At 62.8% G+C, this 14132-nt stretch carries 15 protein-coding genes; 7 read left to right on the forward strand and 8 right to left on the reverse strand.

What is annotated here, in order from left to right; genetic code table 11:
• Nucleotides 1–88: 88 nt before the first annotated feature.
• Both VVD49_RS03875 and VVD49_RS03880 read right to left on the reverse strand, forming a co-directional pair.
• Nucleotides 89–1072, reverse strand: a complete 984-nt coding sequence (locus VVD49_RS03875) for a hypothetical protein (protein ID WP_327597810.1) — start codon at nt 1070–1072, stop codon at nt 89–91.
• A gap of 145 nt (nt 1073–1217) precedes the next feature.
• Complete coding sequence (locus VVD49_RS03880; protein ID WP_327597811.1) at nt 1218–1712, reverse strand: Lrp/AsnC family transcriptional regulator; 495 nt, start codon at nt 1710–1712, stop codon at nt 1218–1220.
• Nucleotides 1713–1857: 145 nt separating this feature from the next.
• Here VVD49_RS03880 and glmS point away from each other — a divergent pair, with 145 nt between their 5' ends.
• From glmS to VVD49_RS03900, 4 genes are all read left to right on the forward strand, one after another.
• Nucleotides 1858–3684 (forward strand): glutamine--fructose-6-phosphate transaminase (isomerizing), encoded by a 1827-nt coding sequence (gene glmS, locus VVD49_RS03885; RefSeq protein ID WP_327597812.1) that lies wholly within the window; start codon nt 1858–1860, stop codon nt 3682–3684.
• 200 nt (nt 3685–3884) lie between these two features.
• Complete coding sequence (locus tag VVD49_RS03890; RefSeq protein ID WP_327597813.1) at nt 3885–4457, forward strand: PEP-CTERM sorting domain-containing protein; 573 nt, start codon at nt 3885–3887, stop codon at nt 4455–4457.
• A gap of 307 nt (nt 4458–4764) precedes the next feature.
• On the forward strand, nt 4765–5202 hold the full coding sequence (locus VVD49_RS03895; protein ID WP_327597814.1) for a ProQ/FINO family protein: 438 nt from the start codon (nt 4765–4767) through the stop codon (nt 5200–5202).
• Nucleotides 5203–5274: 72 nt separating this feature from the next.
• Nucleotides 5275–5691, forward strand: a complete 417-nt coding sequence (locus VVD49_RS03900) for a hypothetical protein (RefSeq protein WP_327597815.1) — start codon at nt 5275–5277, stop codon at nt 5689–5691.
• Nucleotides 5692–5792: 101 nt separating this feature from the next.
• Here the strand turns inward: VVD49_RS03900 and VVD49_RS03905 are convergent, their stop codons facing one another.
• Together VVD49_RS03905 and surE are read right to left on the reverse strand one after the other, a co-directional pair.
• Nucleotides 5793–6455 carry a hypothetical protein gene (locus VVD49_RS03905; protein WP_327597816.1) on the reverse strand — a complete coding sequence of 221 codons (663 nt, stop codon included), beginning with the start codon at nt 6453–6455 and terminating at the stop codon, nt 5793–5795.
• An 11-nt stretch (nt 6456–6466) separates the two neighbouring features.
• Nucleotides 6467–7417 carry a 5'/3'-nucleotidase SurE gene (gene surE, locus VVD49_RS03910; protein WP_327597817.1) on the reverse strand — a complete coding sequence of 317 codons (951 nt, stop codon included), beginning with the start codon at nt 7415–7417 and terminating at the stop codon, nt 6467–6469.
• Between the two features lie 124 nt (nt 7418–7541).
• Here surE and VVD49_RS03915 point away from each other — a divergent pair, with 124 nt between their 5' ends.
• A complete protein-coding gene (locus VVD49_RS03915) occupies nt 7542–8141 on the forward strand; it encodes a TetR/AcrR family transcriptional regulator (protein ID WP_327597818.1) in 600 nt (199 codons plus the stop codon).
• Between the two features lie 174 nt (nt 8142–8315).
• On the forward strand, nt 8316–9272 hold the full coding sequence (locus VVD49_RS03920) for a hypothetical protein (RefSeq protein ID WP_327597819.1): 957 nt from the start codon (nt 8316–8318) through the stop codon (nt 9270–9272).
• Between the two features lie 60 nt (nt 9273–9332).
• Here VVD49_RS03920 and VVD49_RS03925 read toward each other — a convergent pair whose 3' ends face one another.
• The 3 genes from VVD49_RS03925 to VVD49_RS03935 all read right to left on the reverse strand — a co-directional run bounded on the left by VVD49_RS03925 (nt 9333) and on the right by VVD49_RS03935 (nt 12109).
• Nucleotides 9333–9941 carry a hypothetical protein gene (locus VVD49_RS03925; protein WP_327597820.1) on the reverse strand — a complete coding sequence of 203 codons (609 nt, stop codon included), beginning with the start codon at nt 9939–9941 and terminating at the stop codon, nt 9333–9335.
• 248 nt (nt 9942–10189) lie between these two features.
• Entirely contained in the window at nt 10190–11140 is a 951-nt protein-coding gene (locus VVD49_RS03930; protein ID WP_327597821.1) for a hypothetical protein, read from the reverse strand.
• 138 nt (nt 11141–11278) lie between these two features.
• Nucleotides 11279–12109, reverse strand: coding sequence for a formate/nitrite transporter family protein (locus tag VVD49_RS03935; protein WP_327597822.1), 831 nt, complete (start codon nt 12107–12109; stop codon nt 11279–11281).
• A gap of 80 nt (nt 12110–12189) precedes the next feature.
• On the opposite strand from VVD49_RS03935, the gene VVD49_RS03940 reads away from it, so the two are divergent.
• A complete protein-coding gene (locus VVD49_RS03940; RefSeq protein WP_327597823.1) occupies nt 12190–12702 on the forward strand; it encodes a GNAT family N-acetyltransferase in 513 nt (170 codons plus the stop codon).
• A 6-nt stretch (nt 12703–12708) separates the two neighbouring features.
• On the opposite strand, the gene VVD49_RS03945 is transcribed toward VVD49_RS03940, so the two are convergent.
• On the reverse strand, nt 12709–13953 hold the full coding sequence (locus VVD49_RS03945; RefSeq protein WP_327597824.1) for a threonine/serine exporter family protein: 1245 nt from the start codon (nt 13951–13953) through the stop codon (nt 12709–12711).
• Between the last annotated feature and the right edge of the window lie 179 nt (nt 13954–14132).

Here is a 14132-nt window from a genome sequence, read left to right on the forward strand (position 1 = left end):
TGCCCTGACGTCGGAAGGCGCTTTGCTTTTCCGACCTACGCTGCGGGCCACTTGCTCAGCATGAGCATTGACTTCACCCCTTCTCCGGTTAAGGCCGCATCACCGGCAAACGCGTCACCGTTGTCACCCCCTGCAGATCGCGCGACACATTGAAGCGCTTGCCGCCCACGTCGAGTGCCATGCTGCGCGCCGAGGGGCTCCAGTCATTCTGCTGCGCGCTGGCAAGGTCAGCGGAGACCAGGCGCGAGATGACGTTCACGCCTTCATCCAGCGCGCCACGCAAGCGTGCACCATCGTCTGCCGCCCAGGCGGCTGCGGCGAGGTCGCGATCATCCTGACGTGTCGGCAGGGAAATGCCGTACGAGATCACCTGTCGGTACAGCGAATGACGCACATCGGTAAGCAAGGCGCCGGGAAGCTTGTCCGTGCGCGTGCCGCGACGATAGGTGTCGTACTGCAGCTGCCAGAGTGCCGGCGTCTTCGGATAGAGATTGGCCTCGGCCGCCACGGTGAGCGTGTTGAGATCCATCGACCAGGCGTAGTTGAGCGCGACGAGGAGCACCGCATCTCCGCCTGCCATGGCATAGCGCGATTCGAAATGCTCCGGCGTTGCAGGCGCCACCAGCCCGACCTTGCCCGGCGCTTCAGGAACGGTGCCACGCACGGCATCGTCGAAAGACTGACGCAGACGCTCGCCGACGTCATAGTCGGCCAGGTTGCGACGGATCGGCGCCAACGCACGATCAGCCATGAAATAGCGGTAGTTGTCGTAGCCCATCTCGCCCGCCACCTGCACCAGCATGACGGCGCCGACGAGCACCAGCACACCCAGCATCACGATGACGTCACCGCGACTTCCCACGCGCGTCGAAACGGTATCGCCATAGCCATTTTCTGTCCGGGGGCGTTGCCCCACACGTGGTGCGGCGACGACAACCAGGCCAAGCGCGGGCGCCGCAGGCTGCCAGACGGCCTCCTTGTCGCCAATCAGAGGGCCGTTCTGCCCTACGCCGACAAGCACCTCGACGTGCCGGATCTGCTCGCGCGCCGCCAGCGGCATGGCCTTGGACATGGGCGCCTGGTCGCCGCCTCTAGGTGGGCTGGCACAGCCAGCAAGCAAACCCAGCACGAGTGCAAGGGCCCTGCGCCGGACACTGCTCACAAGGAAAGAAGTCACCCGCATGCTGGCTCCGCACAGCGCTCGGAACGGGCCCGAGCTAAAGCGCAGGCAATACCACCTGCGTGCCAAATTTTGCACGATGGGTGGCGAAGAAAGTCCTTACATTGCGGACATTGGCATCGAGCGAGAGCATGCGCTGCACGAAGGCGTTGTAGTCGGCCATGTCGGCCAGTTGCACGATCAGCACGAAATCCGGCCCGGGGGACACGCGGTAGCACTGCTGCACCGAAGCATCGGCCGCGGCGCGCGTCTCGAAGGCCACGAGATGCTCAAGTGCCTGATGGTCGAGCGTGATCTCGAGGATGGCCGTCAGGCCGTGGCCAAGGTGCTGCGGCGACAGAATGGCCACCTGCCGCTCGATCAGGCCGGCATCCGTCAGGCGCTTGACGCGCCGCAGGCAGGTTGCTGACGAGACGTGCACTTTCTCGGCCAGCGCCTGGTTGGAAAGCGCCGCGTCTTGCTGCAATTGCTCGAGGATGCGCAGATCAATGGCATCAAGGCTCAAAGAATTCTTGTCAGCTACGCTTTTCATGGATCATTTATCGTCAATTTATGAAATAAAGTTGCACACCAATACAGCACAAAAATAATATTCACATTTGTGCAGAATATTGCAAGTTAATTTCATATCGCTACGCCTATGATCCGCACATTCCAACCGAACCCCGGAGTCCCACATGTGTGGCATCGTCGGCGCAGTCAGCGCCCGCAACATCGTTCCCATCCTGGTTGAAGGCCTCAAGCGGCTCGAATATCGCGGCTACGACTCCTGCGGCGTGGCCGTGCATCAGGGCGGCGAGTTGCGCCGCGCACGCAGCACCTCGCGTGTGGCCGAGCTGGAAGCCCAGGTCGCTGCCGACGATGTCAGCGGTGGCACGGGCATCGCCCACACCCGCTGGGCCACGCATGGCGCACCGGCTGTGCATAACGCCCACCCGCACTTCTCGCGCAACCGCATCGCGCTGGTTCACAACGGCATCATCGAGAACCACGACGAGCTGCGCGCCGAGCTCAAGGGCAAGGGCTACGAATTCCTCAGTCAGACCGACACCGAGGTCATCGCCCACCTCGTCGATCATCTCTACGATGGCGACCTGTTCGAAGCTGTCAAGAACGCCACCCACCGCCTGCATGGTGCATATGCCATTGCCGTGTTCTGCCGCGATGAACCACACCGCGTCGTCGGCGCCCGACTCGGCTCGCCGCTGATCCTCGGCGTCGGCGAAGGCGAACGCTTCCTCGCATCGGACGCGATGGCGCTGGCCGGCGTGACCAGCCAGATCGTCTATCTCGAAGAAGGCGACGTGGTCGACCTGCAGATGGGCAAGCACTGGATCGTCGCGCGCAACGGCCAGGAATTCAGATCCGTACAGCGTGAAGTACGCACCGTACATGCACACACTGGCGCGGCCGATCTGGGCCCGTATCGCCACTACATGCAGAAGGAAATCTTCGAGCAACCACGCGCACTCGCCGACACGCTGGAAGGCGTCGAAGGCTTCGAGCCCGACCTGTTCGGCGACGATGCATATCGCATCTTCAAGGAGGTCGATTCGGTCCTGATCCTCGCCTGCGGCACCAGCTACTACTCCGGCTCCACCGCCAAGTACTGGCTCGAATCCATTGCGAAAATCTCGACGCAGGTCGAAGTCGCCAGCGAGTACCGCTACCGCGACAGCGTGCCCAACCCGCGCACGCTCGTCGTCACCATTTCGCAGTCCGGCGAAACGGCCGACACCATGGCGGCACTCAAGCATGCGCGCAGTCTCGGCATGGAGCACACGCTGACCATCTGCAATGTGTCGACGAGCGCCATGGTGCGCGAGAGCAAGCTCGCCTACATCACGCGCGCCGGTGTCGAGGTCGGTGTCGCCTCCACCAAGGCCTTCACGACACAACTCGGCGGCTTGTTCCTGCTCACGCTGGCCCTGGCCAAACTGCGCGGCCACCTCAGTGTCGAACAGGAAACGCAATGGCTGCGCGACCTGCGCCACCTGCCGGCAGCACTGCAATCCGTGCTCGCGCTGGAGCCGCAGATCATCGCGTGGAGCGAGGACTTCGCGAAGAAGGAAAATGCCCTGTTCCTTGGCCGTGGTCTGCACTACCCCATCGCCCTCGAAGGCGCGCTCAAGCTCAAGGAGATCACCTACATCCATGCCGAGGCCTATGCGGCAGGTGAGCTCAAACACGGCCCGCTGGCGCTCGTCGACGCCGAGATGCCCGTCGTCACCGTTGCTCCCAATGATGCGCTGGTCGACAAACTCAAAAGCAATATGCAGGAAGTCCGTGCGCGCGGCGGCGAGCTCTACGTCTTCGCCGACGCCGACAGCCGCATCAACAGCGAAGCCGGTGTGCACGTCATCCGCCTGCCCGAGCATTACGGCGAGCTGTCACCCATATTGCATGTCGTGCCGCTGCAACTTCTGGCATATCACACAGCCTGCGCACGCGGCACCGATGTGGACAAACCCCGGAACCTGGCCAAGAGCGTGACCGTGGAGTGAGTTGCGGTCGTTGTGTCGGGAACTCTTACGAATGCCAAGCCGGCCAGACTTCCCGGCCAGCATATTTTCTGTAACCCGCTGTTTCATAAAAAATATGAATAATGCGGCCCGGGTTTTGCTTGTCAGCCTCCCGACCTGATCGCGCCTCGTCAATCAGGTTGAGACGCTGATAGGTTTTTACTCAAAAAAGGGAATAAATAATGAAAAAACAGAATCTCGCAAAAACCCTGCGCCCAATCGTCGCGGCAGCAGCGCTTGCGCTGACGGCGGCTGGCGCCCAGGCCACGGTCGTGACTTTCTCGGGTCTCACACCGTCCAGTCAAACCCTGGCCAACTACCAGGAAGCCGGCATCACCGTCACGGGCACGGGCGGTAACAACTTCTGGGGTTACAGCAGCGGGCAGCAACTGCACCTGGATCCGTCGGGTTTCAACAACTCCGGCTTCAACTTCACTTTTTCTGGCGGTGCGTTTGATTTTCTCTCCGTCGATGTAAGCTGCTGCCAATCAGGCGGTGCTGTTGGTACCTGGACCGCCTTTGACGCAAGCAATGCCCTCCTGGCTACATTCGTAATGGATGGCAGCATCAACGGCACGGTCAACTCCTTCGCCAACTTCACCGGCATCAGCCGTCTGCACCTCGAAGCCACTGGCAGCCATTTCAGCATCGACAACCTCACCTTCCAGGCTTCGGTCCCTGAGCCTGCAAGTCTGGCACTGGCAAGTCTGGCACTGGTCGGGCTTGGCATGAGCCGTCGCTCCAGGAAGGCCTGAGTCCCGGATCCACAAGCGATCTGAACCACCGGTTCGTTCGCAGGGTCTTCATCGCCGCACCATGCCTCATGGTGCGGCGATGTACTTTCCGGGCCGGAAAAGAGGCGCCAGGTTCGGCGCTGCGATTGCAGACAGCCCGCTGCTCGATCGCGGCATCCGCAACAGCATGTTCCGGGCGGCGGCGCGGGCATTCTGAAACCCCGGGGCCGGCACAGGTTCAGCCTGAGCCGGGACTTGTTGTCACAAAACGCCGGCAAAGCCCGGTGTTCGCTAAACTACGGCATTGCACTTCCTCAGCACGCAACACATGACCGAAATCTCCAGCACCGAATCGCAACCCTCGTCTGCAAGGGCATTGCTGAAGCAACTTCAGGATGCATTCCCCGTCATCGCCGAACATCGGCCCCTCGCCATCGGCATCGACAAGCAATTGCTGGAGATGCGTCCGGCGACCGATCGCAAGCAGCTGCGCGTAGCGCTGGGCGTGCATACGCATTCCGTGCGTTACCTCAAGGCCATGCAGGCCGCTACGCAGCGCTTCGATCTGGCAGGTACTGCCGTGGGTGAGGTGAGCGAGGAGCAACGCGCGCTGGCGAGCAAGGAGCTCATCGAGCGTTTCAGAAAACAAGCGGAAGAGCACAAGGCCGCCAAGGCAGCGAAGGCCGCGGCGGAGAAGCAGGCACGCGCGGAGCAGGAGCGCGCCCAGAAGCTCGACCAGCTCCTGAACAAGTTCTCACGCAAATAGATTCCCGGTATGGGTAAGCCGGGCCAGCGCTTTTCTGCCCCGGTCTGACCCAACTGCAATCTCGAACGCGCAATGACTGACACATACAGCAGGCAATCGCTCGATTCGCCCTCGCGCGAGCCGGCGTTTGACGCGAAGCGCGACGAACCCGCCGTCGGCATCCGTGCGGCGACGCTCTACGCGCTGGTGGCCCACCGCCTATCCACCTACTACGACCACGGTCACTGGCTCACTCAGGCACAAGGCGAGGCGCTGTGCTCGGAGTGGTTGCTACGCTCGAAGAAGCAGCTGTCGCTTTCCGAACGCAAATCGTGTTCGGTGCTGAGCGAGGGTGTGGCTGCACAGATCAAGGACAGCCTGTCGCGCGAAGCAGGTCTGTACACCGCGCACGAGCTCATGGAATCGCTCGACCCTCGCTACGAGTCAGAGCTCGGCGCGTCCATCATGGACGAGTGCGTGCGTGTCCTGAAGGCTTTCGACCTAACCTAGGCATCTATCCGTCGATGATGCATACGTCATCCCGCTGACCGCTGGCCTGACGATGAAAAAGCCCGCACGCGTGCGGGCTTTTTTCTGGCCGGACATGTGCCCTACTCGGCGTATGCCCACAACTCGGTAATCTGGCTGCCATCATCCAGCACGAAGCGCAGTACGGCTGGCGCGTAGTCGCCATCGGCAATCATCAAACCCTGCAGCGTCGCTGGCAACGCACCGCAACCAGCCGTGCTCAGGCTGAGCTTGCGCGCGCCCTGCACCACGTCCGCCCCGACCGTGCCGTTCAACTTGCAGCTGGCACTGCTGCTGGCGACGATCTTGCCGTCCGCGCTGAGGCTGAAGGCGACAGCCGAGCCCTGCACCAGCGCCACGTAACTGCGCGCCAACGCATTCAGGTCGATGGCCTTGAGCGTGGTGCTGGTCGAGTTGCTGAGGAAGCTGATACTGACGTCGCTGGCCGAGGCCGGCACGCGTTTCCAGCTACCGTCGGCCGCGTCTTTGTACACAGCGGTGGCCAGCGCGTTGCTGTCATCGACGATGAGGTAGCGCGACCCGTCTGCCGCTGCATAGTAGTGGCCCACCGTGGGTGTGCTCTCGTCGCCCAGCACGACGTCGTAGCTGCCAGCGCCCAGGGCAGTTACGGAGACCTTCGCCTCGGTGGTGCTGGTCGCGGTGTTGCCGCTGTTGCCGTTGTCATTGCCACCACAAGCAGCGAGCGCGAGGCCCAGCAAGGCGACTATCGGAAATGAGATCTTCATCGGAGCCAGCCTCACTTGATCAGGTCGCGCAGACGCAGGCGCAACCAGGCCTGGCCTTGAGGCCTTTGCTCGAAGCCGACCTGCATCGCCGTGATCGCCACTTTGCTGCGATAGACCACCGATTCGTCCTCCGCCTGCGCGGCAGTCGCCGTGCCGCTGACCGAGGCCGTCAGGCCATAGGGAGACGTGTTCTTGAAGACCAGGTTGTAGGCGTTGTAGCTGCCGATACGCGAGAAGGCGAAAGCCAGACTCTCGGTCGGTGCGTTCGGGAAGTTCACGTTCAGCACGACACCGGTCGGCAGCAAGGCGCCAGTGCCTGCCTTGGCCTTCAGCTCGTTCAGGAGCTTGACGGTCAGCCTGGCCACCACCGTTGAGTAGGGACTGGCGAGGTTGGTGTTGTCGGTGGTGTCAGAACCAGCGCTCAGCGCGATGGCCGGCAGGCCACGCGAAGCGGCGAACTGCGCGTTGCCGATGGTGCCGGAGTTGATCACCACCGAACCGACGTTCTGGCCTTCATTCGGGCCGGACAGCACGACATCTGGCGCCTTGCCCCAGCGCGCCTGGGCCACGACATCCAGACCGTACATGGTGGCCATCACTGGCGTGCCGTGCACGTAGTTGTAGGTGCCGTCGGTGTAGCCGGTCTTGGTGAACTTGCCTACCGCCGGCTCGCCGGTCAGTGCCGCGCCGTTGTGGCAGCCGCCCTCCGCCTGGATCTGCGTCTTGTCGTCGTCAGCCACGATGACGGTCGTGCTGTACATCACGATGGCGGAGCTGCGGCCGCTCTGGCCTGTGCAGGGCACCGAGACGACGACGTCGTGACCGGCGGCCTTGAGCGTGTCGACCATCGCCTTGACGTTGCTGGTGAGGCCATCGTCATTGGTCAGCAGGATGTTGAGGGCGAATGCCGGTGTTGCCAGCGCACACGCCGACAGGCCAAGAGCCAGATGCTTCAGTTTCACGGGAATCTCCGCTGTCAGAAAGGTCCGCATAAAAACATACAAAAATGTATGTTTTATTACGGCACCTCTTGCAACGGCGCTGCCCGTGCCCGGCCACGCGGTGCGGCGATAGTAGAATCCCGCCATGCCCGTCACCCAAGCGCGTGCAGACGCCACGCGACAAACCCTGCTGAAAGTCACCGGAGAAATCCTCGCCAGCGAAGGCTATGCCGCACTCAACGAGGACTACCTGTGCGCGCAAAGCGGCGTGACGCGTGGGGCATTGCGTTATCACTTCCCCGCCGGCCGCTACGACCTGTTGCCGGCCTTTGCGAGCAGCGTGGTCGAACGACAGGTGCAGCGACTCGAAGCCCTTGGCAGCTTGCCGCCGCGCGAACGCCTGTATCTGGTGTTGATGAGCATGCGCGACACCCCGCCTTCGGCGCCCACCGTCGCACTTCTCGAGCTTTGGATGGCGTGCCGCGGAGACAGCAAGCTCTCTGCCCTGATGACCCCCATCATGGACCTGGCCCTCAATCAGATGCTCGGCGCATCGGCCGATCCTGACGATGCCGAAGTGCTCGCCATGCGCATCGTCGTACACGGTGCCAGCATGTTGTCATTCAGCCCGGATTTCTCGGCAGAGCGTCTCAAGGGGGCCCTCACGTGGCTGCTCGAAAAGCTGCCGCCACCCCCGGCATTGCAGGCGCACCTGGCTGCGCTCAACAAGCGTCGCAACGAATAGGAGCGGGCCATGACTTTTCCCGCCACACATCGAGTGATATGTTCGACATCATGTGAACACGCAGGTGAACGCGCAGCGACGCAAATCGGGGCAGGTCCGATAGACTTACGCTGAGCAGCATCTGGTGATGACCGGCCCTCACAGAAAGTCCGGCGCAACGCATAGGAAACCCGAATGGCAACGACTGTCTTGAAACAAATCTGTCGCTTTGGCCTGGTCAGTACGCTGTGCATGGGGGCCGCACACGCGCAACTCCTTCGCGCCTACAGAGTAGAAACCACCGACGTTGGCAAACGTGCCAACAGCATGCTGGCCTTGATGAGCTTCTCGGCCGTGCCCGATCTGACCAGCAGCAACCTGAGCATGGGCGCCAGCAGCGGCAGCGCTCAAAGCTCCTCACTGGTCATGTCGCAGCTGGCCGGTGGCGATTCAATCAGCAAGACTTTCCCGCTCTACCTGGAAGGCGGCATTGCCTATTCGCGCTACGACCCGACCTTCGTCGCAAGCAACGGTATCGACAAGCGTGACGTCCCCCTGAAGTGGACTTCGGTCAGCGGGAGCGGCGGCATCGGTTGGGACTTCAAGATTGCCGAGAACCTGAAGTTGCGCCCGATCTTCAACTTCATGCTCGGCGAGATCGCCAGCGATATCACCGCAGCATCATGGTTTGTCGAACACAAGACCGGCTCTGATTTCGACTTCCTGCAGGACGGCCACATGAGTGCGTACGGACTCGGCGGTTCGCTGATGCTCGATTACGAAGACTACAAGCCCGATCGTGAGATCGATGTCGAATGGCGCTATTCCAACGTCCAGTTGCACAGCTTCAACAGCCCCATCAAGAGCACCGCCTCTGGCGAATCGACCAGCCTGTGGGCACGCTGGCGGGCGCCCACCGGCCTGACAGCGCTGGATCGCCCCGTGCGCTATGTACTGGAGTTTGCGCACACCACCTATCTCGGCGACCAGGGTGGCTTGCTCGGCTTCAACCAGCTGACTTCGCTGGGCACGGGCCTGGAGCTGGACTCCAGCAAATACAACGTGATCGTCACGCGCACCCGCCTCGTCTTCCGCTACTGTTTCGGGCAGAACGTGAGAGGCACTTCGGTCGGCCTGGCAGTCAGCTTCTAAGCCGGTTGGTACATGGAAAAGGGGCGCCGCAGCGCCCCTTTTTTTCGTCCTGCGTCGTGCTTATTTCTTTGGCTTGGCCTTGGCAGCTTCCTTCTTGCCAGTCACGGTGATCTCGAGCGACTGGGCGAAAACGCCTTCCACCTGATCACCGACCTTCACGGCCGCCAGGTTGGCCGGATCGGTCACGGTGAGGTCGACCACGCGACCACCCGCACCGTTGATCGTCACGACCTTGGCTGCCGTATCGACGGCGGTGACGTCAGCCACAAAACTCACTTCACGCTCGAACAGGCCACCCGGCTTCTTGCCCTTGGGTGTGCGGCCGACCATGGTGTCCACCGTCGTGTGGGCTTCGCCCTTGACCTTCTTCAGTTGCATCGCAATCGCTTCGGCATACTTTGCCTTGACGATGTCGTGTGGCTTCAGCTGGTCCAGATTGCGCGCTTCTTCGCCGGCGGTCAGCTGGAAGGTTTCGTTGTCCTTGCTGCGCAACGTAACCAGACGTGTCTTCAGATTGACAGCGACGACGGTGGCCTCGAACTCGGCACCATTTGCAATCAGCCTTCCCGAAGGCACTGCGGCTACAGGTGCCGACTGCGCATCAGCGGCAAAAGCAGGAGAAGCCAGAAGGCAGGCAGCAAGCAGTGAGAGTGTGCAGATAGAACGCATGGGAGTTGCTTCCTTTTAGGGTTTCAGAAAAGCGCCGCGCAAGGCAGCGGGATGACAGGGGGCTCAATCTCTTCTCAACGCAGGATGGCACAGGCATACGCCAACGCCCTGACGTCTGCGCACTATACCCGGACACGCGATTGACGGGCGGCACATCCGGGGCACCTGGCCATGCCAATGGCACCACACTCGCGGATGTTTCAGCAATGTGACGAGCACCCCGACCTGCATGCCGGGGTCGGGCAGCGTCAACGGGTGGCGGCCGCCTCTTCTTCTCTGGACACGACCGGCCGGACTGCGCGCGTGGCGCTGACCGCTGCCGGGAAATCCGCCGCAACTTCGCCCGGCAGGTAGCTGTTCAGCTCCTTGCCAAAGGCTGTGAGACCGCTGGCCAGCGCCGCTTGCTGATACGGATCATTGATGTCAGCGGTAGTCGGCAACTGGTCTGTGGTGCTCAACGTGCTGGCGGGGACGGAATCGATGACGGAATTGACGGCAGGAGTCGTGGTCGCAGCGCCAACGGCCGTCAGGTCCGTCGTGGCTACGTCGCTGGCGGGCGTTACCGCGGCAGCCTGTACAGCAGCACTTGCTGCGGGCGCAGCAGCAGTGGCCAACTCGCGTTGTGCCACCAGCTGAGCTGCCGCGTCAGCACGCGTCGCGCTGTTGTTCTCGATGCCTGCGGTCTGGGCCGCCTGCGACTCACTGATCTGTTCATCAAGCGTATCCAGCGCATCCAGCTGCGTAGCGAGGAAGGACTCACGTACGGAGTCAGTGATGTCTTGCAGGCGTTGCGCATCAGTCGCCGGTGTCGTCGGCAACTGCAGTGCCTGTGCGCTGGCGTTGTCAGGCGTGATCTCCGCTGCCGGGGTCTGCGTCAGCAGCAGCGCCCCCGCAAACTGTTGCAGCTGACCGGTCGCGGTGTAGAGGGGCCCGGTTCCGGTCGTGCCCGACGACAGCAGGCTGGAGAGCGTCCCGGCTACGGCCGAGTCGATGCTGAGCGTCGGATCACTGGCCTGTTGTGCCAGCACGCCCAGCGCGAATTGCGACAGCGAGACCTGCGACGACGGCGCCGCAGTCAGAGGGGAGATGGCGGACGATACGTCGGGCGTCAGGACAGCACGGCTGGCCCCGGTCGACAGCAAGCCCGCAATCGCGTTGCTGGCGGTAGCACTCGGCAGGGCAGTTATGGCGTCCGCCATGGTGGGAAATTCCTGCAAGACCGTTCAAGGCAGGGCGCGACAAGGCGCCGTCGGCAATTTCCATCATAGGCCACCAGATGGGCGTTGCTGATGCTTGGAGCACCTCTGAACCGGCAGGTTCCCTGGCGACTGGCGCGCTCAGGCCCGGCGGGTTTCCTGCGGCGGAACGCTGCCAGCTTGTGCGGCAGGCGCGATGGCGGGCGGCTCCTCCACCGAGCCGGGGCTCAGGTACTGGTAAGCCAGCCCGATGAACAGCCCGCCGCCGACGATATTGCCGGCCGTGCTGAAGACAAGATTGAAGGCTGCGTCGGCTGCGCTCAGCGAGCCGCCGGCCAGCATCGACATGAGGAAGGTGCCCATGTTGGCGATCGAGTGCTCGAAGCCCAGATAGAGGAACATGAAGACCACCAGGATCATGGCGACGATCTTGGTGATGTCTTCCTTCACACGCAGAGCGATCCACACCGCCAGGCACACGACCCAGTTGGCGAGGATGCCCTTGAAGAAGATCACCGTCGCCGTCTGGTGCGCCTTATGCAGCGCGCCGGCATGCAAGGCATGCTCGGGAGGCAGATCGGTGAGCACGCCTGCGCCGAGCAGCAGCAGCGAGAGCAGCAAGGCGCCCACGAAGTTACCCAGCCAGCACGCCGTCCACAGCCATGCCGTCTGCCGCCAGGTGGTGCGGTGCGCACCGGACGAAGCCGCCAGGTACATGTTGTTGCTGGTGAACAGCTCGGAGTTGGTGAACACGATGATGGACAGGCCCACGCCGAAGAAGGCCGAGGCGATCACCTTGCCGAAGGGGCTGTCGTGCAGGTTTTGCGTCAGCGTCCAGAAAACGATCACGACGATGGAGAGATACATGCCGGCCAGCACCGAGCGCAGCCAATAGCGCGGCGCATCGTCGGTGAGCAGGCTGATTTTCCGGCGGCCTGTCGTGACGGCCTTCTCTACGGTATCGGTATCCATTGTGCATTCCTTGGCAGACATCTTCAGCCTAACAGCTCTTCGCGCGGCGAAACTAGACGCAAGTCAAGACGGCGCCGACAATGCCTGCCATGCACAACATCCGCTTGATGACGCAGGCAGACATCCCCGCCGCACTCGCCCTGCAGGCCGAATGCTACGGCATCGGCATGAACGAGAGTGAAGCCGTCTTCCGCAGCCGTCTCGACGCCGCGCCCGACTCGGCATGGCTGGCCACCGACGCACAGGGCGCACTGGCCTACCTGGTGGGCTATCGTTCGCGGCTCGGCAAGCTGACCCTGCTCGGCGACACCTTCACGCCTGCCGCCATGCCGGACTGCCTCTACCTGCATGACCTCGCCGTAAGCCCGCGCGCACAAGGCAGCGGGCTGGCGCGTGGCCTGCTGCTGCACGCCTGGTCACTGGCACAGCGCGAAGGGCTGGCGTACTCGGCCTTGGTATCGGTGCAAGACTCGCAGCGCTTCTGGCGCAAGCTGGGTTATGAGGTATGGGAGTCCCTGACAGCCGACGAGCTCGCCAAACTCTCGAGCTATACCGGACCTAGCTACTACATGGTGCGCCAGCTGATCACCTGACGAGGCTCACGCCGCCTTGGCTGGCCGCGCCCGCAGCGGCGCGATGCGCGCACCGAGCAATAGCCCGACCCCCATCGCGCCCACCACAAAGCCCGCCGTGAAGACGTTCGCGAATGCACTGGAGACCAGCGCCGGCGACGCATGCGTGCCTGCCAGCGAGATCTCCATGGCGCCACCGATGGCGCGGAACATCAATACGCCCGGCATCATGGTCACCGCACCAGCAAAAGCCACGGCCGCAAAAGGCACGCGCAGGCGCTCGACGAAGCCTGCAGCGAAAGCACCGATCACTACGCAGGCTGCGAAGGTCGACAGGACCAGGCCGGCGCCGTATTCCAGGCCGAGGTAGCGCACCCCGTGTCCCAGCATGCCGCCGACGATGGACGTCCACAGCACCGGCCAGGGTGCGTTGTACACCGCACCGAAACCGCAAGCCGCGATGCCGGCGAGGAGCATGTCGGCCCATAGCGGAATATGGACCACGCTGCTGTCCCAGGGCGCCACCGTCGTCATGCCCAGCGTCAGCCAGCCTCCCAGGAAGATGCCCATGGATGCCGACAGCATGATGGCGCTGGCCAGCGCAAGACGCGCCAGCCCGGTCGTCATGTTGTTCTCGACGATGTCGTGCAACGAGTTGATGAAGTGCGGGCCGGGCACCAGCATCAGGGCCGGCACGATCAGACAGATGCCTGGCGTCGTCGTCGCGCCCATGCGGATCAGCAGGCCACCCGCCAGCGCACCGATGAAGGCCGCAACGCAAGGCAAGGCAAACAACGAGACATGGTGCTTCGCCAGTTGCTGGCGCGCCAGCAGGCCAAGCGCAGAAGACACGCCGATGACCAGCATGGCGGGCACGTCGGCCGACAGCAAGGCGGCCAGCGCAGCAGCGGCACAACCGAAGATCAGAGCGAGCACGCCGCGATGGTGTTTCTCGGCCACGCGCTCGACCTCGTCGAGCCTTTGTAGCGCCTCCGGCAGGGACAGCAGGCCGCCACACAATTCGTCGATGATCCGGTTCACCCGCGCACTCACGGCGATGTTGATGCGCAGCTCATGCACCTGCACATGGGCATAGGCCCCATTGGCGGCATGGATGGTGAGCTGGCGATAGCCGGGGACGATCTGCACTTCCTGCCCGAGCGACACGGCCGCTTGCCGCAAACGCTGCTCCAGCAAGGCGGTACGCATGTTGTATTGCAGTAGCAGACGCGCAGCTTCCTGCAGGAAGCGCAGCGGGCTCTCATGACTCATCAATTTGCTCCCTGGAATTGGGCGGGTAGCCGTAGTTCGGCGCTTCGACTCGAGCCATGACCGGCGGATCACGCCCGTCACTGGAAGCGACTCCATCGTAACGGCTTTGCATACCGTTTTCCTGACCGAGATCAAGAACCATGGTGCAGCGCGCAAGCCCTGCCATCGCGAAAAGTCTC

It is taken from the genome of Uliginosibacterium silvisoli (assembly GCF_036017035.1).
Classification (GTDB): Bacteria; Pseudomonadota; Gammaproteobacteria; order Burkholderiales; family Rhodocyclaceae; genus Viridibacterium; species Viridibacterium silvisoli.

Coding starts and splice junctions, on each gene's coding strand:
- VVD49_RS03875 (WP_327597810.1), bottom strand. CDS start 1,072: ATGTCCAAGGCCATGCCGCTGGCGGCGCGCGAGCAGATCCGGCACGTC.
- VVD49_RS03880 (WP_327597811.1), bottom strand. CDS start 1,712: ATGAAAAGCGTAGCTGACAAGAATTCTTTGAGCCTTGATGCCATTGAT.
- glmS (WP_327597812.1), top strand. CDS start 1,858: ATGTGTGGCATCGTCGGCGCAGTCAGCGCCCGCAACATCGTTCCCATC.
- VVD49_RS03890 (WP_327597813.1), top strand. CDS start 3,885: ATGAAAAAACAGAATCTCGCAAAAACCCTGCGCCCAATCGTCGCGGCA.
- VVD49_RS03895 (WP_327597814.1), top strand. CDS start 4,765: ATGACCGAAATCTCCAGCACCGAATCGCAACCCTCGTCTGCAAGGGCA.
- VVD49_RS03900 (WP_327597815.1), top strand. CDS start 5,275: ATGACTGACACATACAGCAGGCAATCGCTCGATTCGCCCTCGCGCGAG.
- VVD49_RS03905 (WP_327597816.1), bottom strand. CDS start 6,455: ATGAAGATCTCATTTCCGATAGTCGCCTTGCTGGGCCTCGCGCTCGCT.
- VVD49_RS03915 (WP_327597818.1), top strand. CDS start 7,542: ATGCCCGTCACCCAAGCGCGTGCAGACGCCACGCGACAAACCCTGCTG.
- VVD49_RS03920 (WP_327597819.1), top strand. CDS start 8,316: ATGGCAACGACTGTCTTGAAACAAATCTGTCGCTTTGGCCTGGTCAGT.
- VVD49_RS03925 (WP_327597820.1), bottom strand. CDS start 9,941: ATGCGTTCTATCTGCACACTCTCACTGCTTGCTGCCTGCCTTCTGGCT.
- VVD49_RS03930 (WP_327597821.1), bottom strand. CDS start 11,140: ATGGCGGACGCCATAACTGCCCTGCCGAGTGCTACCGCCAGCAACGCG.
- VVD49_RS03935 (WP_327597822.1), bottom strand. CDS start 12,109: ATGGATACCGATACCGTAGAGAAGGCCGTCACGACAGGCCGCCGGAAA.
- VVD49_RS03940 (WP_327597823.1), top strand. CDS start 12,190: ATGCCTGCCATGCACAACATCCGCTTGATGACGCAGGCAGACATCCCC.
- VVD49_RS03945 (WP_327597824.1), bottom strand. CDS start 13,953: ATGAGTCATGAGAGCCCGCTGCGCTTCCTGCAGGAAGCTGCGCGTCTG.